We start from the raw sequence: 18485 nt of genomic DNA on the forward strand, positions 1-18485 counted from the left end.
GTCGGGGCCGGGGCGGAAGCCCCGGGGGCGGAGGCCGGCGGCGCGGACGCGCCCGTCGTCACCTCGCCGGAGCTCGGCGCGGCGTCCTTGCCCGGCGCGGCCGGGGTTTCGGCGGCCGCGGAGGCGGCCAACAGGGTGATCGTCGCAGTGGCGATCATCCGGACAGTTCTGAACACGCGCGTTCCCCGAGTGGTGCGACTCGCCGGCCTGACACAATGGCAGCTTGGGCGGCGGGTTCCGCCTGACGGGCGGCTCCGGCCTCATTGCGCGTGGACCAAGGCGAAGTTGTGGATGGGCGACAGGAATGGACCCGCGAGCGGCGTCCCTCCTGCGATCCCCGGGGATGGATGAACCCGACCCCGGCGAAAGCAGGACGACGCGATCGCGCGCAAGAAACGGACCGGGCTGCGACCGATCTTCGTTCCGATCCCAGCACTCTGGCATTGCGCCAAGCGTGGCCGCAATGCTCTTGCGCACCAGAGCGTGTCTGGTTTTCGACAAAACTGCGTCGTACAGAGGCGATTAGCTTGAGTGGGCGTCCGAATGCGGTCGCCGGTGTTGCCGAGGACCAGAACCGATGTCCCTTCCGTCCAGAGTTTGCGCCGTCGCGCTCGTTGCCGCTGCGCTTGCCGGGTGCCAAGCGCTCGGCGGCGGCGGCGGTGTGATGCCCGAGACGGAAATCGGGCCGCCGCCCTCCATGCGCGGCGCGGTGCCGGGCCCCCAGCGCAGCCGCTCCGCCGAGGTCGATCCCGACGGCGGCCCGCTGCAGACCTCGCCGACCCGCCGCCTCAACGTGCCGACCGCCGCCGGCGGCCAGACCCGCGCGGCCGCGAACGAGGAGCGCCGGATCCGCCGCGAGGATATCGAGGGCGAGACCACGACCCGGTCGAGCTCCGGCGGCCTCGCCCCCCAGATGGGGCAGAGCGGCAGCGTCGGTCTCGGCGGCAAATTCTAACGGCCGGGACCTGACGGCCGCGGCCTGACGGTCCGAACGGTCGGGTCCGGCGCTTTGGCCCCGCGACGCGGTCCGGACTCGCCTGCGCCAGATTCGCCTGGGCCAGACTTGCGCGGGGACGCGCCGCCGGCCCGGCTGAAACCGGCCTGTCAGCCCGCCCTGCGCGGAAGGAAGTACGGGGCGCGCGGCGTCCGAACGGCGCGGACCCACAGCTGTGCCGGACGGACACCGCCTTCCGGCGATCGCTCGCGCAGCGGCCTTCGTCAGTCCTGCCCAGTCTTCGCGCCGGTTCAGTGTCGCCGAACACTGAAAACAGGCCAATCTCCGCAGCCGGTCGGAGATATGACAATTTGAGTTTACAGTGTCGTTGCTGTCATCCTGCGGCCGTGTCATCCGCGATCCTGCGCCGCTTCTGCGACGCAGGGGATTCGATCTCGCGTCGTGCCGGCGGTGGCGGCGAACCCGCCACGGGACGAGCGCCTCGCGACCACGCGAGCGGGAGGCGGCGTCATGGATCACGACACGATGCGGCGGGCGACCGCCGAGGTCTTCGGGACGTTCTGGCTGACCTTTGGCGGCTGCGGTGCCGCAATCCTGTCGGCGGCCTTTCCCGACCTCGGCATCGGCTTTCTCGGGGTCGCCCTGGCCTTCGGCCTCACGGTGCTGACGATGGCCTACGCGGTCGGGCACATCTCCGGCGGGCACTTCAACCCGGCCGTGACCCTCGGGCTGTGGTCGGCCCAGCGCTGCGCCAACCAGCACGTCCTGCCCTACATCGTCGCCCAGGTGACGGGCGCGCTCCTGGCGGCCGGCGTCCTCTATTCCATCGCCTCGGGCAAGGCCGGCTGGCTCCCGAACGGATTCGCCGCGAACGGCTACGGAGACCTCAGCCCGGGCCAGTACAGCCTCGCGGCCTGTCTCATCACCGAATTCCTGACGACGTTCTTCTTCCTCGTCATCATCGTCGGCACCACCTCGAAGGGGGCCGCGACGGGCTTTGCCGGAATCCCGATCGGGTTCGCCCTGGTGCTGATCCACCTGATCTCGATCCCGGTGACCAACACGTCGGTCAATCCGGCGCGCAGCACCGGTCCGGCCTTGATCGCGGGCGGCGCATCCGTGGCGCAGCTCTGGCTGTTCTGGCTCGCGCCGATCGTCGGCGCGATGGCGGCGGGCGCCATGACGCGCTGGCTCTATGAGCCCGCGGACGTCGTGAACACGACGGTGGTCGAGAAAGGCCGCGCGATCTGACCTCGGGCACCGGCGTCTCGCCCTGCGGGATACGGAAGGCTCCCGCGTCGCGCAGGGCTCCCGTGCCGAGCCTGGCGGTTCCACGCGAGACGGATGCGCCCTAGATCGCGGAGGTACGGCAGGCCTGCGCCCGCCGGGAGTTCCGCTCGTCCGCGATGCCTTCGTCCTCCACCCGGCCCCCTTCCACCCGGTCCAGTCCCACCCGGTCTACCCCCGGCCCGTCGACGCCTGCCCCGACCGGCCCCGAGGGGAGCCGACGCCGGCGGGTGCGCGCGGCCGCCTTCCTGCGGGGCCGCGGGACGCTGACCAATCCGGGGCTCGACCTCACGCGCCTGCCGATCGGCCTCGATCCCCGCGGCCTCAGCCTCGTCGACGGGGTGCGGGCGGCCCTGGCCTTCGGCCTCGTCATCCTGCTGCACGAAGGGTTTCCCTGGCCGCCGCTCCTCACCGTGGCGCTCGCGGCGAACCTCGCCTGCTTCGCCGATGCGGGCGGCCCGATGCGCTCGCGCCTCCTCGTGCTGACGGTGTTCTCGCTCCTCGGCGGGATCATCTGGGGGCTGTTCGGCCTGATGCAGCCGCTCGGGCCGCTGCCGGTGGTGCCGCTCGCCGGCATCGTCATCTTCGGCTGCACCTACGCCCGGGTCTGGGGAGTGCAGGCCCAGGCCGCCGGCAACGTCCTGGTCCTCGTCCTGTGCTTTGCCCTGGACCGGCCGCTCACCCCTGACCAGGCCCTGGTGGCGGGCTTGGTCTTCAGCGCCGGAGGCCTGTGGGCGACGCTGCTGGCGCTCCTCCTGTGGCGCCTCCATCCCTATCGCCCGACGCATCGCGCGGTGGCCGAGGTCTGGCGCCGCCTGACCCGCCTCTGCGACGATCTCGAGGATCTCGCCTCCCTGACCTGGCCCGAGAATCTCGCCTGGCCGGAAAATTCCGAGACCAAGGCCGCCGCCCGGGGCGGGGCCCGCCAGATCTTCGACCGCCAGACCTTCGATCTGCAGGCTTTCGACCGGCATGCCCGGGCCCACCGCCGGGGTGTGCGCGAGGCGATTGAGCAGGCCCGGACGGTGATCGTCGACCTCGCCCGCAGCCGCGAGCGCATCTCGGACCGCACGGCCCAGGCCCTGATCCGCCTGGAGGCGGCCGAGCAGATCTTCGCCGCCCTGATCGCGGTCTCGGACCTGATCGAGGGCGAGCCGGACCCGCGCCGGCGCCGGATGGCCCGCCGCTTCCTGCGCCGCCTGCGTCCGCTCCTCGGGGTGATCGCCCGGGCCATCCGCGACGACAGCGTGATCGACCTCGCCCGCCTGGACCGGGCGATCGACCGGAGCACCCGGCGCCTCGCCCATGACCGCGGGCTGCACGATCTCGCCACCCGCATCCTCGACCGCGTCCGCATCGGCGCGAAACTCTCGACGCCGGACGGCTACCGGCCCGGCGGCGCCCTGCTGGGCCGGGCCAGCCTCCCCCTCGGGACCCGACTCCTCGGGCCGCTCAGCACCAATTTCACCGTCGCCTCCGCCAACCTGCGCCACGCCGTGCGCGCCACCGTGGTGGCGGCCCCCGCCCTCTGGGCGACCCTCGTCTGGGCCGGGCCGTTCGCCCACTGGCTCACCATGACGGTGGTGCTGACGATGCAGCCCTTCTACGCCGCCACTTGGCAGCGGGCCCTGGAGCGGATCGGCGGCACGGTGCTCGGCGGCCTGATCGGGGCCATCCTCGCCAGCTTCGCCACCTCGCCCCTGGCCCTGGCCGCCCTGGTCTTTCCCTTGAGCATCATCGGCTTTGCCGCCCGGCAGGTGAGCTACGGCGTCTTCATCGCCTGCCTGACGCCGCTCGTGGTCCTCCTCGTCGAGGTGGTGGAGCCCGGGCACGGCTCCTGGGAGGTGGCGGGCATGCGCGCCCTCCTCACCCTCCTGGGCGGCCTCATCGCGGTGGCCAGCGCCCTCGTGCTCTGGCCGATCTGGGAGCCCGATCAGGTACGCATCGAACTGCGCAAGGCGGTGCGGGCCCATGCGGCCTTTGCCCGGGCGGTGCTCTGCGCCGGGCCCGAAGCGGAGGCCAGCGGCCTGCGGGCCCAGGCCGCCCGGGGTGCCGGCCTCGCCCTCAACGACCTCGAAGCCGCCCTCGCCCGCGCCCTCCAGCAGCCCCGGGCCGGGCGACACCCGCAGGTGGAATCCGCCATGGTGGCGGACGCCACCCTGCGGCGGATCTCGGCCCGTCTCACCGCCCTGCGCTACGCCGTCGAGGTGGCCGAACCCGAGGCGCTCGCGGCCTGGAGCGGCTGGATCACCGCGACCCTGTCGAGCCTCGGGGGCGAAGGCGAGGGCACGTCACCGCCGATGCCCTCGGTTCCCCGCAGCGAAGGCCTGACCCGCCTCGTCGCCCAGATCGAACTCCTGGGCGAGACCCTGGCCCCCGCCGCGGCGCGGAGCGCCTGAGGCGCGGTCCCGGCGCGCGGCCCTCGGCCCGGCGCCCGCCGTCGCGGTCGGCGCTCCGAACAGGTCCCGCATGCTGCTCGCGCGATTCGTACGGCGCGGGGAATCGGATCCGGCCGTTCGCGAAACCGTGATCGATTTGCCACATCCGACGCCTCCGGAGGCACGTCTGGTATGCCAAACGCCCCAAAATCGGCCCGGGATCACAGGACGCCGATTCACTTAATTCAAAATTAACCATTTCCTTAAAGAAACATTCTTAACGCAAAGCGCCGGACGGCAGCAAATACATCCCCCCAAAGAGATGTCGCTGCGAAGTCATCATCAAGTAAAGCTTGGGTATCAAGGGCGAACAACGAAGTCGCTCCGCTTCCCAGGTGATCGTCCGGTGGGTTTGCATAACAGTTCGTTTTCGGCGGGGCGCTGGAATGTATATCGTTGTCGATGAGCGGCACTCGGTTGCCGCCGAGTACGTGGCGGGCTTCAACGCGCAATCGGTTCCGGCGCGTGGCACCAATGCTGACGACTTCCTGGCCTGGCTCGCCGGAAACCCGGCCGATGCCCTCAAGGGGATCGTGCTCGGCGAATGCGCCGATCGCGCCAGCCGGACCGCCGCGATCCGCAGCTTCTCCCAGGCACCGATCATCGCCCTCAACGAGACCCGCTCCCTGGAGCAGACCCTCGACCTCTTCACCGCCGGCATCGACGACGTCGTGCGCCGCCCGGTCCATGTCCGCGAGATCCTAGCCCGGGCCGAGGCGATCCGCCGGCGCGGTATCCGCGGCGAGATCCAGGCGCCCCCCGCCCAGGATCGCAGCGGCCGCCTCAAGGTCTTCTCCGACGGCCGCGACCCGGAGATCGACGGGATCAGCCTGATCCTGCCGCGCCGCGAGCGGCACATCCTCGAGTATTTCGCCAGCCATCGCGGCCGGCAGCTCAGCCGGGCGCAGATCTTCACCGCGGTCTATGCCGACCACGGCACCGACGTGGAGGAGAGCGTGGTCGAGGGCCACATTAGCAAGCTGCGCAAGAAGCTGCGCATGCGCCTCGGCTACGACCCGATCGAGGCCAAGCGGCTGGCCGGCTACACCTTCGTGGGCTGATCCGCGCGGGCCCCGTCGCGGTCGCGCACCCTCCGGAATCGAAAAAAGGCCACGCCTCCTCGCGGACGCGTGGCCTTTTTCGCGTGGAGCGCCCCCGGATCCTCCGGGGGCGCCGTGCGGCTTAGCGGAAGAGCGAGAGGACGTTCTGGCTGGCCGAGTTGGCGATGCTGAGGGCCTGCACGCCGAGCTGCTGCTGGGTCTGCAGGGCCTTGAGCTTCGTGGACTCCTCCTCGATGTCGGCATCGACGAGGGTGCCGATCGTCCGGTCGTTGGCCTTCATCAGGGTGTCGATGAACGCCTTCTGGCCATCGACCTGCTTCTTGCTCGAACCGAGCGAGGTCGCGGTGTTGGTCATGGCGGCCAGGGCCTTGTCGACCTGGGTGATGTAGGCCTTCACCTGGGCGTCGGTGGCGGTGGAGATATCGATGTTGCTCACCGACTTGCCGGTGATCGCATCCACGCTGTCCAGGATACCCTTGGAGGCCGCAGTTCCGGCGACGCCGGTACCCGTCTGAGCGGTCGTGCCGAACCCGAGGCCGGCGGCCGTGAAGGTCACGACGACCGAGGCGGAAGCCCCGAGCTTGGTCGTCTCGAACTGGAGACGGCCGTCCTCGTCCAGGCTCGCCGTCACGGCGCCGTTGGTCTTGGGATCAGCCGCCAGCTGGTTGTTGATCTCTGCAACGATCTGATCGCTCGTGACCTTGGTCGGGTCGAAGCCCGAGGCCGCGGGGAATTTCGCAGCATTCAGGGTGACGGTCACGGCACCGCCGCCGGCGTTGACCGAGAAGGCGATCGCGGTCGAGACATCGGTGGTGGGGCCGAAGGAGGCCGCCGCCGTGACCTTACCCGACGTACCGGCGCTCGCGCCCGCATCGTAGAGCTTCAGGCCGCCGGCGTTGCCGACGTTGATCGACACCTCGGAGAACTTGATGCCGCCGGCAATGTCGCGGGAGAAGCCGGCCGTGATCTTCTGCGTGGCTGCGAACTTCGCGCTGGACGAGTCGACCGAGAGCCAGTTCTGCCCGCTCATGACCGACGAGTCGGCCGTGGCCTTCATGGTCGACTGGATCGCCGAGATTTCGAACTGAACCTTGGCGCGGTCCACGTTCGAGGACAGGGCCGAGGTCAGCTGGTTGCGCAGGTTCTTCACGTTCTCGATGATGGCGTTGATGCCGTTATAGGCCGTGTCGATCGAGGAGCTGCCGATCCCGAGCACGTCCTTGATGGCGCCGAGCGAGCCGTTGTCGGCGCGGACGGTGGTGGCGATCGACCAGTAGGCGGCGTTGTCGGCCGCGGACGACACGCGCAGGCCGGTCGAGACCCGGTTGCTGGTCACGTCGAGCTGGGTCGTGATGTTCTTGAGGGTCGTCAGCGCCGTCATGGCGGCGTTGTTGGTCAGCAGGCTGGTCATTGCGAGGATGTCCGGTTGACAGGAATTACAAGGAATTCGTGTGCGTCGCCGAGCAATACGCCGCGAGGGCGATAGGGATCCCTGAGTGAGGTCCTAGTATTGCTTCATACATCCCGGATTTTCACCGGACCGGTGGGACGACATCATGTCTATAGGTCCACGAAACCTATCCACCGCGCTCGTATCGAGGGGCTTCCGTCCCGATCCGGGACAGTCGCTTGCCGATGAGGCGACTATGCCCGCTCCGACTTAGCAGGAGCTTAAGGCCGATCGCCCGGGCCTGTCCCGGATGCACCGAATGCCAGTCTGGGTTGTGCGTCGGGCCTGTTCTCAGTCCTGCGTCAGGAAGGTCACGCCGGCGAAGTCGGCGCGCTGCCAGCGCAGCTGGACCGCGACGGTCCGGAGTTCGTGGCCGGCGATGACGAGGTCGAAGCGCTCGGGCAGCGGGGTCGGGCGCGGCAGGCGCAGGCTGGCGCCCTTCGGCGAGAGGTCCCGGACGATGCAGGCCACGAGCCGTTCCGGGCCGAGGACGATGCGGCCCTGCTGCATCACGCGGAAGCGCTTCGGCGCGGGCGTGCGCGCGGGCCGGTCTCCCCGGGCAACCGCCTCCTGCCAATCCGCCATCGTCCCGCTGTCCTGTCTGCAACCTGCGCGCAGGCTTAACAGCGGGTGTCCGGACTGTCGATCCAGACCCAGCCTTAACGCTTTGGTAACTATAACATGGGAGTGTTCAGTGACGTCCGCCGGCTTCCTCTTGCGATGGCCATGACCACGACCCTCTCCCGTCGCGCCGCCACCCCGCTCTCGCCGCGTCCCGGCTACACCCGTCCCTCGGCCGGGGCCGAGGTCCTGCGCCGGTCCCGGGCCGCCGCCGTGGAGCGCGCCGCCATCGGCATCTGCCTCGGCCTCGCCGTCGTCTCCGGCACCTTCGCGGCCTACGCGATCACGGGGGCGACGAACACCTACTCGGTCCAGCCCTTCCTGCCGGCGGTGGCTGGCGGCTTCGCCTGGAAGCGAACCGTCGCCCCCACCCGCGAGGCGGCCCTCGATCTCGATCCGACCACCACCGGCGCGCTGCCCGATCCCGTCCCGCCGCAATCCGACGAGGAGCGGAGCGAATCCCCCGCGAAGGCGCGCGGCTACGTCCTGCGCCGGGTGACCGAGGGCGCGGCCCTGGTGGAAGGCCCCGAGGGCCTGCGCCAGGTCGTGCCGGGCGCCGTCCTGCCGGGCGCGGGCCGCATCCTCTCCATTCGCGCCACCGGGTCCGGCTGGGTCGTGATCACCTCGGAGACGATCATCGGGCCGTCCCCGCTGTGACGTCCGGGCGAGGCCCCGCCCCGGCACCAGCCTGCCGCAAGCCATGCGCTCTAGAGCAGACGGGCGCCGCCCTGGCTCCGCTGCCGGGAGCCTTCCCGGGCCGGCCGTGTCCGCCCCCATCCTTCCATCCGGCGATGCCACCGCGCCGCACGAGCGATCGCGTCCTGCCATGACGAGCACCTTCACGAGCTACCGTCTGATCGCCCGCGACCTCGACGCGACCCTGGCGCGCAAGGCCGCACAGCCCGACGTCGCCCGCGAGACCGCCTACTACAAGGCCAAGATCGGCGACGTGAAATCCATCGACGACTTCCTCGGCGACCGGCGCCTCTACACCTACGCGATGAAGGCCTATGGCCTGGAGGACATGACCTACGCCAAGGCCTTCATGCGCAAGGTCCTGACCGAGGGGGTCCTGGACCCGAGGGCCTTCGCCAACCGTCTCGCCGACGACCGCTACGTCGCCTTCGCCAGCGCCTTCGATTTCGACACCTACGGCGCGGCCGCCACGACCCGGGCCGCCGCCACCTCGGAGACCACCACCGCCTACCTGCGCCAGACCCTGGAAACCGATGCGGGCAGCGAGGATGCCGGCGTGCGTCTCGCCCTGTACTTCGCCCGCAAGGCGCCCACCGTCTCCTCGGGCTACGGCGTGCTGGGAGACCCGGCCCTGTCGCAGGTGGTCAAGACCGTCCTGGGACTGCCCGACGGGTCCAGCGCGGACGGCATCGCCAGCCAGGCGGCGATCATCGAGAAGCGGGTGGATCTGGCGAGCTTCAAGGACCCGGACAAGTTGCAGCGCTTCGTGCAGCGCTTCACCGCGATCTGGGACGCCCAGAACAACGCCGCCTCGGCGCCCATCCTCAACCTGTTCGCCGATTCGTCGACGCAGGGGCTCGACGCGAGCCTGCTGCTCAGCCTCCAGCGCATCCGAACGGGGAACTGAGGCGCCATGCAGAACGCCCTCTACGTTTCGCTCTCCGCGCAGATCGCGATGGACAAGCGGCTGAACGCGGTCGCCAACAACGTCGCCAACCTCTCCACCAGCGGTTACCGCGCCGAGGACACCAAGTTCACCGCGCTCCTCGCCCAGGCCACCAAGGGCGCCATCGCCTTCGCGTCCTCCGGCGACACCTACATCTCCCAGCGCGCCGGACCGACGATCAAGACGGACAGCCCCCTCGACGTGGCGGTCCAGGGCGAGGCCTGGTTCGCCGTGCGCGGTGCCAAGGGCCCCGTCTATACCCGCGACGGCCGCATGACGATGGATGCGCTGGGCCAGCTGCGCAACCTCACCGGCCAGCCGATGCTGGATCCCGGCGGCGCGCCGATCCTGCTCGATCCGCAGGCCGGTCCGCCCACCATCGGGCGCGACGGCAGCGTCTCCCAGGGCATCAACCAGGTCGGCGCCATCGGCCTCTTCACCCTCGACCCGAAGAGCACGCTCACCCGTGCCGAGCCGAACGGCGTCAGCACCAGCCTGCCGGCGACCCCGGTGCAGGACTTCACCCGCATGGGCATGGTCCAGGGCTTCGTGGAGGGCGCCAACGTCAACCCGGTGCTGGAGATGACGAAGCTCATCACCATCCAGCGCGCCTTCGAGAGCGCCGCGACCCTCAGCTCCGAGACCGAGACCACCTTCTCCGGGGCGATCCGCTCCCTGAGCCCGCAGGGCTGAGCCGATGCCCGATGTCCTCGACCGCCTCGGCGCGGCCCTGGCGACGGGCCGCGAGGCCCTGCCCCTGGTGCGCGTCGGCGGGCCGATCCAGGAGGTCACCGCCAGCGCGGCCCGCGTCGCCGGCGTGGCGCCGTTCATGACCCTCGGCGACCGCATGGGCTTCCGGGCCAATGGCCGCGAGCAGATCGGCGAGGTCGTGCGCGTGGATGCCGGCGGCGTGACGGTGAAGCCGTTCGATGCCCGGATCGAGGCCGGGATCGGAACCCTGGCCTATCGCCTCGGCGACCCGACCCTGCGCCCCGATCCGAGCTGGAAGGGCCGGGTGATCGATGCCCTCGGGCGTCCCATCGACGGCCTCGGCGACCTCGTCCCGGGCGCCCGCGCCGTGCCGCTGGAAGCCGCGCCGCCGCCCGCCATGGAACGGGCGCGGGTGACGCAGCCCCTGCGCACGGGGGTTCGCGCCCTCGACCTGTTCACGCCCCTCTGCCTCGGCCAGCGCATCGGCATCTTCGCCGGCTCCGGCGTCGGCAAGTCGACCCTGCTGGCGATGCTCGCCGGAGCCACCGGCTTCGACAGCGTCGTCGTGGCCCTGGTGGGCGAGCGCGGCCGCGAGGTGCGCGAATTCCTGGACGGGGCGATGGCGCCCAACCGGGCCCGGGCCGTCATCGTCGTCTCCACCGGGGACGAGAGCCCGATGATGCGCCGGCAGGCGCCCAAGATGGCGCTCGCCATCGCGGAATCGTTTCGCGACGCCGGCGAATCCGTGCTGCTCATCGTGGATTCCGTGACGCGCTACGCCCATGCGGCCCGCGACGTGGCCCTGGCGGCCGGCGAGCCGGCGGTGGCGCGGGGCTATCCGCCGAGCGTGTTCTCCGATCTGCCCCGCCTCCTCGAGCGGGCCGGCCCCGGCCTCGACGGCGCCGGCACCATCACGGGCGTCTTCTCGGTGCTGGTCGACGGCGACGATCACAACGACCCAGTGGCGGATTCGATCCGCGGCACCCTCGACGGGCACGTGGTCCTCGACCGGGCCATCGCCGAGCAGGGCCGCTATCCGGCGATGCATCTCCTCGGGTCGATCTCGCGCCTCGCCTCCGAGGTCTGGACGCCCGAGCAGCGCGAACTCGTCCGGCGCCTCAAGGCCATGATGGCCCGCTTCGAGGAAACCCGCGACCTGCGCCTGATGGGCGGCTACCGCGCCGGCGAGGATGCCGAGCTCGATCAGGCCATCCTCCTGGTTCCGCGGATCTACGAGGCCCTGCGTCAGGAACCCGGCATGGCGGCGAGCCAGGACGCGTTCCTGGAGCTCGCGCAGTTCCTGCGGACGTGAGGGGGATCATGCCGCCCGCGGCCCCCTCCGCTCCGTTTCCTCCCGTTCATCCCCCGCGCGCGCGGCGACCCAGCCCCGCGCAAGCCTGTCTTCCTTTAGTGCCCGCCGAACCGCCGCGCCGCGCCGCGGCCCCCGATTTCGAGGTGACGTCATGAGTCTCATCAGCGTTTTGCGCACCGGCGTCTCCGGCATGAATGCGCAGTCGAACCGCATCTCCACCGTCGCCGAGAACGTCCAGAACGCGAGCACCACGGGCTACAAGCGCTCGGCGGCCGAGTTCTCGTCCCTGCTGATCGACGGCGGCTCCACGGCGAACTACACCTCCGGTGCGGTCGAGACCACGATCCGCCGGTCGATCGGCAGCCAGGGGCCGGTCACCTTCACCTCGTCGAAGACCGACCTCGCCATCCAGGGCAACGGCTTCTTCGTGGTGCAGGACGATAACAAGGCGTCCTACCTGACCCGCGCCGGCAACTTCGTGGTGGACGGTCCGACGGGCAACCTCATCAATTCCGGCGGCTTCACCCTGATGGGCTACAGCCTCGTCGATGGCCAGGATCCGACGCCCGCCCTGAACAGCACCGACGGGCTGGTGCCCGTGAACATGGCGAGCCTCGGCCTGCGGGCGACGCCCTCCACCAAGGCGACGATGGGCGGCAACCTCGCTGCCGACACGCCGGCGCTCGGGGGAGCCCTGTCGCCGACGAACTATTCGAAGAAGACGTCGCTCGTCACCTACGACAAGCTCGGCAACAGCGTCACCCTCGACATCTACCTGAAGCACGCGCCCGTCGATCCGGCCGCCACCCCTCCGGTCCTCCCCAACACCTGGACCGCATCGGTCTACGCCCCGGACGGGACCGCCCTGACCGCGCCGCCGGTGACGCTCGCGTTCGACGCGAACGGCAAGCTGACCGGCCCGACCACCACGAGCTTCACGATTCCCGGCGGAGAGCCCTTCTCCCTCGACATGAGCGGCATGACGCAGCTCGCCGGTGCCGACGCCCTCAAGGGCACGGCCAACGGCAAGGCGCCCTCGGCCGTGACCGGCACGGAGTTCGGCTCGGACGGCCTCGTCTACGCCACCTACGCCGACGGCACCCGCCTCGCAGCCTTCAAGATCCCGGTCGCCGAGGTGAAGAGCCCCGACAATCTCGAACCGCGCGCCGGCAACGTCTACCTGCCCTCGCTGAACTCCGGCGACCTCCAGATCGGCTTCGCCGGCCTCGGCGGCCTCGGCACCATCAAGGCGAGCGCGCTGGAGCAGTCCAACGTCGACGTCAGCTCCGAGCTGACCTCGATGATCGAGTCGCAGACGGTCTACACCGCCAACTCGAAGGTGTTCATGACCGGCAACGAGTTGCTCGAGACCCTGATGAACCTCAAGCGCTGAAGCCAGACAGGACTTCGGCGCCCGGGCCTCCGGGCCCCGTCCGCCGCGCCTCCCGGTGCGGCGGCTCCCGTCGCCCACCACCCGCCCCCTTTCCAGGATATCCCCGATGGGCCTCGCCCTCGCCCTCAACTCCGCCCGGACCTCGCTGCTCGCGACCTCGGCGCAAATCGCCGTCGCCGCGCGCAACACGGCCGGGGCGAGCGATCCGTTCTACAGCCGCAAGATCGCCAACCTGGTGGCGGCCGGCGGGGGCAGCGCGGTCTCGATCCAGCGGGCGACCGACGTCGCCCTCTTCGACCGAAAGCTCGCCGGGACCTCCTCCGTGGCCGCCAGCGAGGCCGTGCTCGGTGGTCTCACCACCCTCCAGGGCACCATCGGCGACACCAGCGACGGCACCTCTCCGGCCGCGCGCCTCGGCGCCCTCAACGCCGCCCTGAAGGCCGCGGCCAACCAGCCCGACGACGTGGCGCTCGCGCGCGACGCGGTCGACCGGGCGCGCGACCTCGCGACCAGCCTGAACAACAGCGCGGCCGCCGTCGAGATCGTGCGCATGCAGGCCGACGCCGACCTCGCCGAGTCGGTCTCGCGCATCAACGACCTCCTGTCCCAGTTCGAGGCCGCCAACCAGGTCGTGACCCGCGGGACCGCGAACGGCAGCGACGTGACCGACGCCCTGGACGACCGCGACCGCATCCTCGCCGGCCTGTCCCAGGAGATCGGCATCTCCACGGTCGTGCGCGCCGGCAACGACGTCGCGATCTACACCGACAGCGGCGTCCCGCTGTTCGAGCGCGCCGCCCGGCGCGTCTCCTTCACGCCCACCCCCGCCTTCTCGGCCGGCACGACCGGGGGCGCCGTCATCGTCGACGGCGTGCCGGTCACGGGCGCCAATTCCCCGATGCCGGTGCAGTCCGGCCGCATCGCCGGCCTGGCGGAACTGCGCGACGGCGTGGCCACTCGCTACGAATCCCAGCTCGACGGGATCGCCGCCAACCTCGTCGACGCCTTCTCCGAGATCGGGACCAGCGTCCTGAACCAGTCCACGGGCCAGGTGAGCGGCCTTTCCGCCCTGGCGACGACGGAAGCCTTCCGCCCGGGTGCCGCCGCGGGCACGGCCGGGACGGCGGATCTGAGCGGCGCCAAGGAAGTGGCGTTCTCCCTCAGCCTCGCCGACGGCTCCGCCGTCAAGATCGTGCTGAATGCGAGCACGATGGCGGGTGCGGCGGCCGACCTGTCCAAGGTGACGCCGGCCGAGCTCGTCGCGGCGATCAACGGTCGGATCGCCGCCGATACCGCGACGCCCTCGCTCGCCGGCAAGGTGACCGCCGGCCTCGACACCGCCGGGCGCCTCACCTTCACCACCGCGGCGGCCACGGGGGCCGCCGCGCGGCTCACCGTCCAGAACATGGCGCCGACGTCCGGCAGGATGCTGGTCGATGTCGGCTTCGGCGTCGCGTTCGGTGTCCCGCCGCGGGCGGCGGGCCTGTTCGTGGCGGATGCCGGCGGATCGGTCCCCAGCGGCCCCTTCGCCGCGACCGGGCTGGCGGCCCGGCTCCGGATCAACGCCTCGGTCGATCCGCAGCGCGGCGGCGACGTCGCCCTGCTGCGGGACGGCGGCATCGCGGGGGCCGGGTACCGGTCGAACCCGGCGGCCACGGGCGGCAACGCCTTCGCCGACCGCCTGCGGACGCTGGCCTCGCTCGTGACGGCCGACCGCTCCTTCGACGCTTCCGCGGGCCTTCCCACCCGCGGCAGTCTCCAGGATTTCGCGACCGCCTCCGTGGGCTGGCTCGCGGGCAAGCGGCAGGCTGCCACCGCGGAGTCGAACTACCAGTCGACGCTGCTCGCCCGCGCCTCCGACGCCTATTCCAACGCCACCGGCGTCAACACCGACGACGAGACGGCGTCCACCCTCGCGCTCGAACGGTCCTACACGGCCTCGGCCAAGCTGCTAACGCTCGTGAACGATCTCCTGAAAACCCTGATGGATGCGGTGCGATAGACCCCATGCGGACCAACGCCCTCTCCACCCTGAGCTTCTGGAACACGCCGCGCATCGGCCTGGCCCGGATGCAGACCGACATGGCGCAGGCCAACCAGGAGATCGTCACAGGCCGCTATGCCGATGTCGGCCTGACGCTCGGCAGCCGCACCGGCCTCGCCGTCGGGCTGCGCCAGAAGATCGCCGAACTCGCGGCCCTGCGCGACAGCAACAACGCCGCGAGCCTCCGGCTCGGCACCTCGCAGGCCGTCCTCAAGCAGATCCAGGATGGGGCCGACGCCACCCTGAAGGCGCTGACGGGCGTTCCCGAGGACAAGCGTGCCGGCGTCCTCAAGGACATGGCGGCGAACGGGCTCGGCACCCTGACCGCGCTCCTCAACACTTCCGCGGGCGGCCAGTTCGTCTTCGGCGGCGCGCGGACCGCCGAGGCCCCGATGACCCCCTACGCGACGAGTCCGGCCTCCCCGGCGAAGACCGCCGTCGACGCGGCCTTCCGCGCGGCCTTCGGGATGTCGCAGGACAACCCCGGCGCGAGCGCGATCTCGGCCGCCGACATGGCGGGCTTCCTCGATGGGCCGGCCTTCAAGGGCCTGTTCGACGAAGCCGCCTGGGGGACGACCTGGTCCGCTGCCGGGACCGCGCCCCTGGTCAACCAGATCTCCCTCAGCGAGACCGCGGAGACCTCGGCGAGCGCCAACGCACCCGCGATGCGCAAGCTCGCCATGGCCTACGTGATGGCCTCCGACCTCGGGTCCACGAACCTCTCGGCGGCGGCGCAGACCGTCCTGACGACCCGGGTCGCCGGCCTGCTGGGCGAGGCGAGCAAGGGCCTGATCACCCTCCAGGCCGATCTCGGCCGCTCGCAGGCCGCGATCACCTCGGCCAACACCCGGCTCGAGTCGCAGACGGCGCTGCTCGATTCGCAGATCGGCGACCTGGAGGGCGTGGACCGGGCCGAGGCCAAGACCCGGGTCGACCGCCTGTCGACGCAGGTGCAGATCTCCTACGCCCTGACCGCGCAGCTGCGGCAGCTCTCCCTCGTCAACTACCTCTAGCGCGGCGCGGGGCTCCGGCCGCCGAGCCCCGTCACGACCCGGCGGCGGGTGCCTTCCCCGGAAGGCCCGCCGGCCCCAACGGCTCATCGGTCCGATCCGCGCCCCGGCGCGGCGGGCCGCGGATACACGGGACAGGACCGATATGTACCAGTTTTCCTATGCCGAGATCCTGGAGGAGGCCCCGGCCATCGCGCGTGAGCGCGAGCGCGCCGCCTTCGACCGGGCTCTCGACCTGATGCGCATCGCCGACCGGCCCGATGCCCAGCAGGCGGATCGCGCCATGGCGGCCGGCTTCCTGCAGAGCCTCTGGGGCGTGCTCATCGAGGACCTCCAGAGCGAGGAGAACGGCCTGCCGCCGGACCTGCGCGCCGACCTCGTCTCCATCGGCCTGTGGAGCATGCACGAGGCCAACGCGGTCATCGCCGAGCCCGACCGCACCCTGTCGGCGCTGATCGCGGTCAACACCTCGATCCGGGATGGCCTGCGGTGAGCCGGACCATGCGTCTGTCCCTGCGCGCCGGCGAGCGCGTCTACGTGAACGGCGCAGTCCTGCGCGTCGATCGGAAGGTCTCCCTGGAGCTTCTGAACGACGCCACCTTCCTGCTGGAGACCCACGTGCTGCAGGCGGAGGCGGCGACCACGCCCCTGCGCCAGCTCTACTTCGCGGTCCAGGCGCTGGTGATCGATCCGGCCAACGCGGACCCCGCCCGCGAGCTCTGCCGCAGCCTCCAGGCCGGTCTCCTCGCCGTCGTCGCCGATCCGGAGATCCGCGAGGGGGTCCTCGGCGCCGGCCAGCTCGTCGAGGCGGGCCGTCTGATCGAGGCGCTCAAGCTGATCCGCGGGCTCTACGCGGCGGAGGCCGCCCTCATGGCTGCCCCCATGACCACCCCCATGACCACCCACATGACCACCCCCGCCCCGGGGGATGCGCTCGCGCCGGTGCTTCGGGCCGTGCCCGTCGAATCCCCCGTCCACCCGGCCTGACCGGGCCATCGAACCAGGAGGCCCGCCGATGAGCGTCGCCAGCGTCCCCAGCACGGGCACATCCCAGACGGCCGTCACCGCGGCCGCCACCAAATCCGCGACCGGCGTCGCCGCCTCGATGAACGCCGACACCTTCCTGACCCTGCTGATGACGCAGCTGAAGAACCAGGATCCGACGAAGCCGATGGATTCGACGGCCTATGTCAGCGAGCTGGCGACCTTCTCCCAGGTGGAGCAGGCGACCAAGACCAACACCAAGCTGGACTCCCTGCTCTCGTCGAGCTTCCTGTCGCAGGCCGACCAGATCATCGGCCGGACCATCACCTCCTCGGACGGCACGGTCACGGGCGAGGTCCAGTCCGTGAAGATCACCAGCGAGGGCGCCCTGGCCCGCCTGACCAACGGCCAGGACGTGCTCCTGTCGCAGGGCATTTCCCTGTCGCGGTGACGGCATTCCGGCGTAGAGTGGACGTGAACCCCCCCAGGACAAGGCCGCTCCCCGGATGAACGAGGTCGACGCCCTCGAACTCGTGCGCGCCGCGATCTGGACCGTGATCGTCGCGGCGGGACCGGCCATCGGCGCGGCGATGCTGATCGGCATCGCCGTGGCGCTGCTGCAGGCGCTGACGCAGATCCAGGAGGTGACGCTCACCTTCGTGCCCAAGATCGTGGTGATCCTGCTGGTGCTCCTCGTGACCAGCTCCTTCATCGGAGCGCAGATCTACACCTTCGCCGAGGCCACCTACGGGCGCATCGTCACCGGGTTCTGACCGAGGCCCCGCAGGGTGATCCCGGCCGCCTCCAGCCGCGCCCGCACCGCCCGCGCCATGCCCACGGCGTGCGCGCTGTCGCCGTGCACGCAGACCGAGTCGATCCGCGTCGGCAGCAGGGTGCCCTCGGCCGTGAGGATGCCGCCGGCCTGCACCATCGCCAGGACCCGGTCCGCCGCCGCCTCGGCCGCCGTGATCAGCGCGCCGGGCTGGCCGCGCGGGATCAGCTGGCCCGCCTCGGTATAGCCGCGGTCGGCGAAGATCTCGGCATGGACGGCGAGGCCCGCCGCCTCGCCGGCCGCGACCTGCTCGGTCCGGGCGATGGCCAGGAGGCCGAGGTTGGGATCGACCGCGCGCACCGCCCGTGCGATCGCATCCGCCACGTCGCGCTCCGCCGCCGCGCGGTTGGCCAGCGCCCCGTGCGCCTTGACGTAGGTCAGGCGATGGCCCGCCAGGGCGGCCAGCGCCTGCGCGGCGCCGACCTGGTAGGCGACCTGCCGCTCGATCTCGGCCGGGCCGAACGGCATCGGCCGGCGCCCGAAGCCGGCGAGGTCGGGAAAGCCCGGATGCGCGCCCACGGCGACGCCCCGCGCCCGCGCCAGGGCGAAGGTCTCGGCCATGATCTCCGGGTCGCCGGCATGGAATCCGCAGGCGACGTTGGCCGAGGTCACGAGGGCGAGCATCGCCGCATCGTCGCTGCAGCGATAGGCGCCGAAGCCTTCCCCCAGATCGGCATTCAGGTCGATGGTCGGCATCGGGGTGCATCCGGCAGCGGCGCGGTCCTGCGGCCGCGGGAGGGGCGAT

The 18485-nt window shown here is 71.0% G+C and carries 18 protein-coding genes; 15 read left to right on the forward strand and 3 right to left on the reverse strand.

What is annotated here, in order from left to right:
* Positions 1–577: 577 nt before the first annotated feature.
* From AC0IY1_RS24330 to AC0IY1_RS24345, 4 genes are all read left to right on the forward strand, one after another.
* On the forward strand, positions 578–955 hold the full coding sequence (locus AC0IY1_RS24330) for a hypothetical protein (protein WP_055957470.1): 378 nt from the start codon (positions 578–580) through the stop codon (positions 953–955).
* A 510-nt stretch (positions 956–1465) separates the two neighbouring features.
* Positions 1466–2206: an aquaporin Z gene (aqpZ, locus tag AC0IY1_RS24335; RefSeq protein WP_055957467.1), complete on the forward strand. Its 741-nt coding sequence runs from the start codon at positions 1466–1468 to the stop codon at positions 2204–2206.
* A gap of 266 nt (positions 2207–2472) precedes the next feature.
* The gene (locus AC0IY1_RS24340) at positions 2473–4641 is read left to right on the forward strand and encodes an FUSC family protein (protein WP_055957461.1); all 2169 of its coding nucleotides are present in this window, start codon (positions 2473–2475) and stop codon (positions 4639–4641) included.
* A gap of 425 nt (positions 4642–5066) precedes the next feature.
* Positions 5067–5741, forward strand: coding sequence for a response regulator transcription factor (locus AC0IY1_RS24345; protein WP_055957459.1), 675 nt, complete (start codon positions 5067–5069; stop codon positions 5739–5741).
* 121 nt (positions 5742–5862) lie between these two features.
* Here the strand turns inward: AC0IY1_RS24345 and AC0IY1_RS24350 are convergent, their stop codons facing one another.
* Together AC0IY1_RS24350 and AC0IY1_RS24355 are read right to left on the reverse strand one after the other, a co-directional pair.
* The gene (locus AC0IY1_RS24350) at positions 5863–7152 is read right to left on the reverse strand and encodes a flagellin N-terminal helical domain-containing protein (protein WP_055957455.1); all 1290 of its coding nucleotides are present in this window, start codon (positions 7150–7152) and stop codon (positions 5863–5865) included.
* Positions 7153–7482: 330 nt separating this feature from the next.
* Positions 7483–7776 (reverse strand): PilZ domain-containing protein, encoded by a 294-nt coding sequence (locus AC0IY1_RS24355; RefSeq protein ID WP_055957452.1) that lies wholly within the window; start codon positions 7774–7776, stop codon positions 7483–7485.
* A gap of 141 nt (positions 7777–7917) precedes the next feature.
* Here AC0IY1_RS24355 and AC0IY1_RS24360 point away from each other — a divergent pair, with 141 nt between their 5' ends.
* From AC0IY1_RS24360 to AC0IY1_RS24410, 11 genes are all read left to right on the forward strand, one after another.
* Positions 7918–8469 carry a hypothetical protein gene (locus AC0IY1_RS24360; protein WP_082513244.1) on the forward strand — a complete coding sequence of 184 codons (552 nt, stop codon included), beginning with the start codon at positions 7918–7920 and terminating at the stop codon, positions 8467–8469.
* 169 nt (positions 8470–8638) lie between these two features.
* Complete coding sequence (locus AC0IY1_RS24365) at positions 8639–9415, forward strand: DUF1217 domain-containing protein (RefSeq protein WP_055957450.1); 777 nt, start codon at positions 8639–8641, stop codon at positions 9413–9415.
* 6 nt (positions 9416–9421) lie between these two features.
* Positions 9422–10147, forward strand: a complete 726-nt coding sequence (flgF, locus tag AC0IY1_RS24370; protein WP_055957446.1) for a flagellar basal-body rod protein FlgF — start codon at positions 9422–9424, stop codon at positions 10145–10147.
* A 4-nt stretch (positions 10148–10151) separates the two neighbouring features.
* Positions 10152–11477 (forward strand): flagellar protein export ATPase FliI, encoded by a 1326-nt coding sequence (fliI, locus tag AC0IY1_RS24375; protein ID WP_055957443.1) that lies wholly within the window; start codon positions 10152–10154, stop codon positions 11475–11477.
* A gap of 151 nt (positions 11478–11628) precedes the next feature.
* Positions 11629–12870 carry a flagellar hook protein FlgE gene (locus tag AC0IY1_RS24380; protein ID WP_055957440.1) on the forward strand — a complete coding sequence of 414 codons (1242 nt, stop codon included), beginning with the start codon at positions 11629–11631 and terminating at the stop codon, positions 12868–12870.
* Positions 12871–12976: 106 nt separating this feature from the next.
* Entirely contained in the window at positions 12977–14872 is a 1896-nt protein-coding gene (flgK, locus tag AC0IY1_RS24385; protein WP_055957437.1) for a flagellar hook-associated protein FlgK, read from the forward strand.
* Between the two features lie 5 nt (positions 14873–14877).
* Complete coding sequence (locus tag AC0IY1_RS24390) at positions 14878–15927, forward strand: flagellar hook-associated family protein (RefSeq protein WP_055957434.1); 1050 nt, start codon at positions 14878–14880, stop codon at positions 15925–15927.
* 142 nt (positions 15928–16069) lie between these two features.
* Complete coding sequence (gene flaF, locus AC0IY1_RS24395; RefSeq protein WP_055957431.1) at positions 16070–16417, forward strand: flagellar biosynthesis regulator FlaF; 348 nt, start codon at positions 16070–16072, stop codon at positions 16415–16417.
* Positions 16418–16425: 8 nt separating this feature from the next.
* Positions 16426–16911, forward strand: a complete 486-nt coding sequence (flbT, locus tag AC0IY1_RS24400; protein ID WP_082513230.1) for a flagellar biosynthesis repressor FlbT — start codon at positions 16426–16428, stop codon at positions 16909–16911.
* 28 nt (positions 16912–16939) lie between these two features.
* A complete protein-coding gene (gene flgD / locus AC0IY1_RS24405; protein WP_055957427.1) occupies positions 16940–17359 on the forward strand; it encodes a flagellar hook assembly protein FlgD in 420 nt (139 codons plus the stop codon).
* Between the two features lie 55 nt (positions 17360–17414).
* Positions 17415–17681, forward strand: a complete 267-nt coding sequence (locus tag AC0IY1_RS24410; RefSeq protein WP_055957424.1) for a flagellar biosynthetic protein FliQ — start codon at positions 17415–17417, stop codon at positions 17679–17681.
* On the opposite strand, the gene AC0IY1_RS24415 is transcribed toward AC0IY1_RS24410, so the two are convergent.
* Positions 17654–18436 carry a 5-oxoprolinase subunit PxpA gene (locus AC0IY1_RS24415; protein ID WP_055957421.1) on the reverse strand — a complete coding sequence of 261 codons (783 nt, stop codon included), beginning with the start codon at positions 18434–18436 and terminating at the stop codon, positions 17654–17656. The genes AC0IY1_RS24410 and AC0IY1_RS24415 overlap by 28 nt on opposite strands.
* Positions 18437–18485: the final 49 nt, after the last annotated feature.

It is taken from the genome of Methylobacterium sp. AC690, from assembly GCF_979256535.1.

Bases quoted from the DNA above. Each gene is read 5' to 3' on its own strand.
- flgD (WP_055957427.1), top strand. From the start codon at position 16,940: ATGAGCGTCGCCAGCGTCCCCAGCACGGGCACATCCCAGACGGCCGTC.
- AC0IY1_RS24360 (WP_082513244.1), top strand. From the start codon at position 7,918: ATGACCACGACCCTCTCCCGTCGCGCCGCCACCCCGCTCTCGCCGCGT.
- AC0IY1_RS24355 (WP_055957452.1), bottom strand. From the start codon at position 7,776: ATGGCGGATTGGCAGGAGGCGGTTGCCCGGGGAGACCGGCCCGCGCGC.
- AC0IY1_RS24390 (WP_055957434.1), top strand. From the start codon at position 14,878: ATGCGGACCAACGCCCTCTCCACCCTGAGCTTCTGGAACACGCCGCGC.
- flgK (WP_055957437.1), top strand. From the start codon at position 12,977: ATGGGCCTCGCCCTCGCCCTCAACTCCGCCCGGACCTCGCTGCTCGCG.
- AC0IY1_RS24330 (WP_055957470.1), top strand. From the start codon at position 578: ATGTCCCTTCCGTCCAGAGTTTGCGCCGTCGCGCTCGTTGCCGCTGCG.
- AC0IY1_RS24365 (WP_055957450.1), top strand. From the start codon at position 8,639: ATGACGAGCACCTTCACGAGCTACCGTCTGATCGCCCGCGACCTCGAC.
- AC0IY1_RS24350 (WP_055957455.1), bottom strand. From the start codon at position 7,152: ATGACCAGCCTGCTGACCAACAACGCCGCCATGACGGCGCTGACGACC.
- aqpZ (WP_055957467.1), top strand. From the start codon at position 1,466: ATGGATCACGACACGATGCGGCGGGCGACCGCCGAGGTCTTCGGGACG.
- flaF (WP_055957431.1), top strand. From the start codon at position 16,070: ATGTACCAGTTTTCCTATGCCGAGATCCTGGAGGAGGCCCCGGCCATC.
- flgF (WP_055957446.1), top strand. From the start codon at position 9,422: ATGCAGAACGCCCTCTACGTTTCGCTCTCCGCGCAGATCGCGATGGAC.
- AC0IY1_RS24380 (WP_055957440.1), top strand. From the start codon at position 11,629: ATGAGTCTCATCAGCGTTTTGCGCACCGGCGTCTCCGGCATGAATGCG.
- fliI (WP_055957443.1), top strand. From the start codon at position 10,152: ATGCCCGATGTCCTCGACCGCCTCGGCGCGGCCCTGGCGACGGGCCGC.
- AC0IY1_RS24410 (WP_055957424.1), top strand. From the start codon at position 17,415: ATGAACGAGGTCGACGCCCTCGAACTCGTGCGCGCCGCGATCTGGACC.
- flbT (WP_082513230.1), top strand. From the start codon at position 16,426: ATGCGTCTGTCCCTGCGCGCCGGCGAGCGCGTCTACGTGAACGGCGCA.
- AC0IY1_RS24345 (WP_055957459.1), top strand. From the start codon at position 5,067: ATGTATATCGTTGTCGATGAGCGGCACTCGGTTGCCGCCGAGTACGTG.
- AC0IY1_RS24415 (WP_055957421.1), bottom strand. From the start codon at position 18,436: ATGCCGACCATCGACCTGAATGCCGATCTGGGGGAAGGCTTCGGCGCC.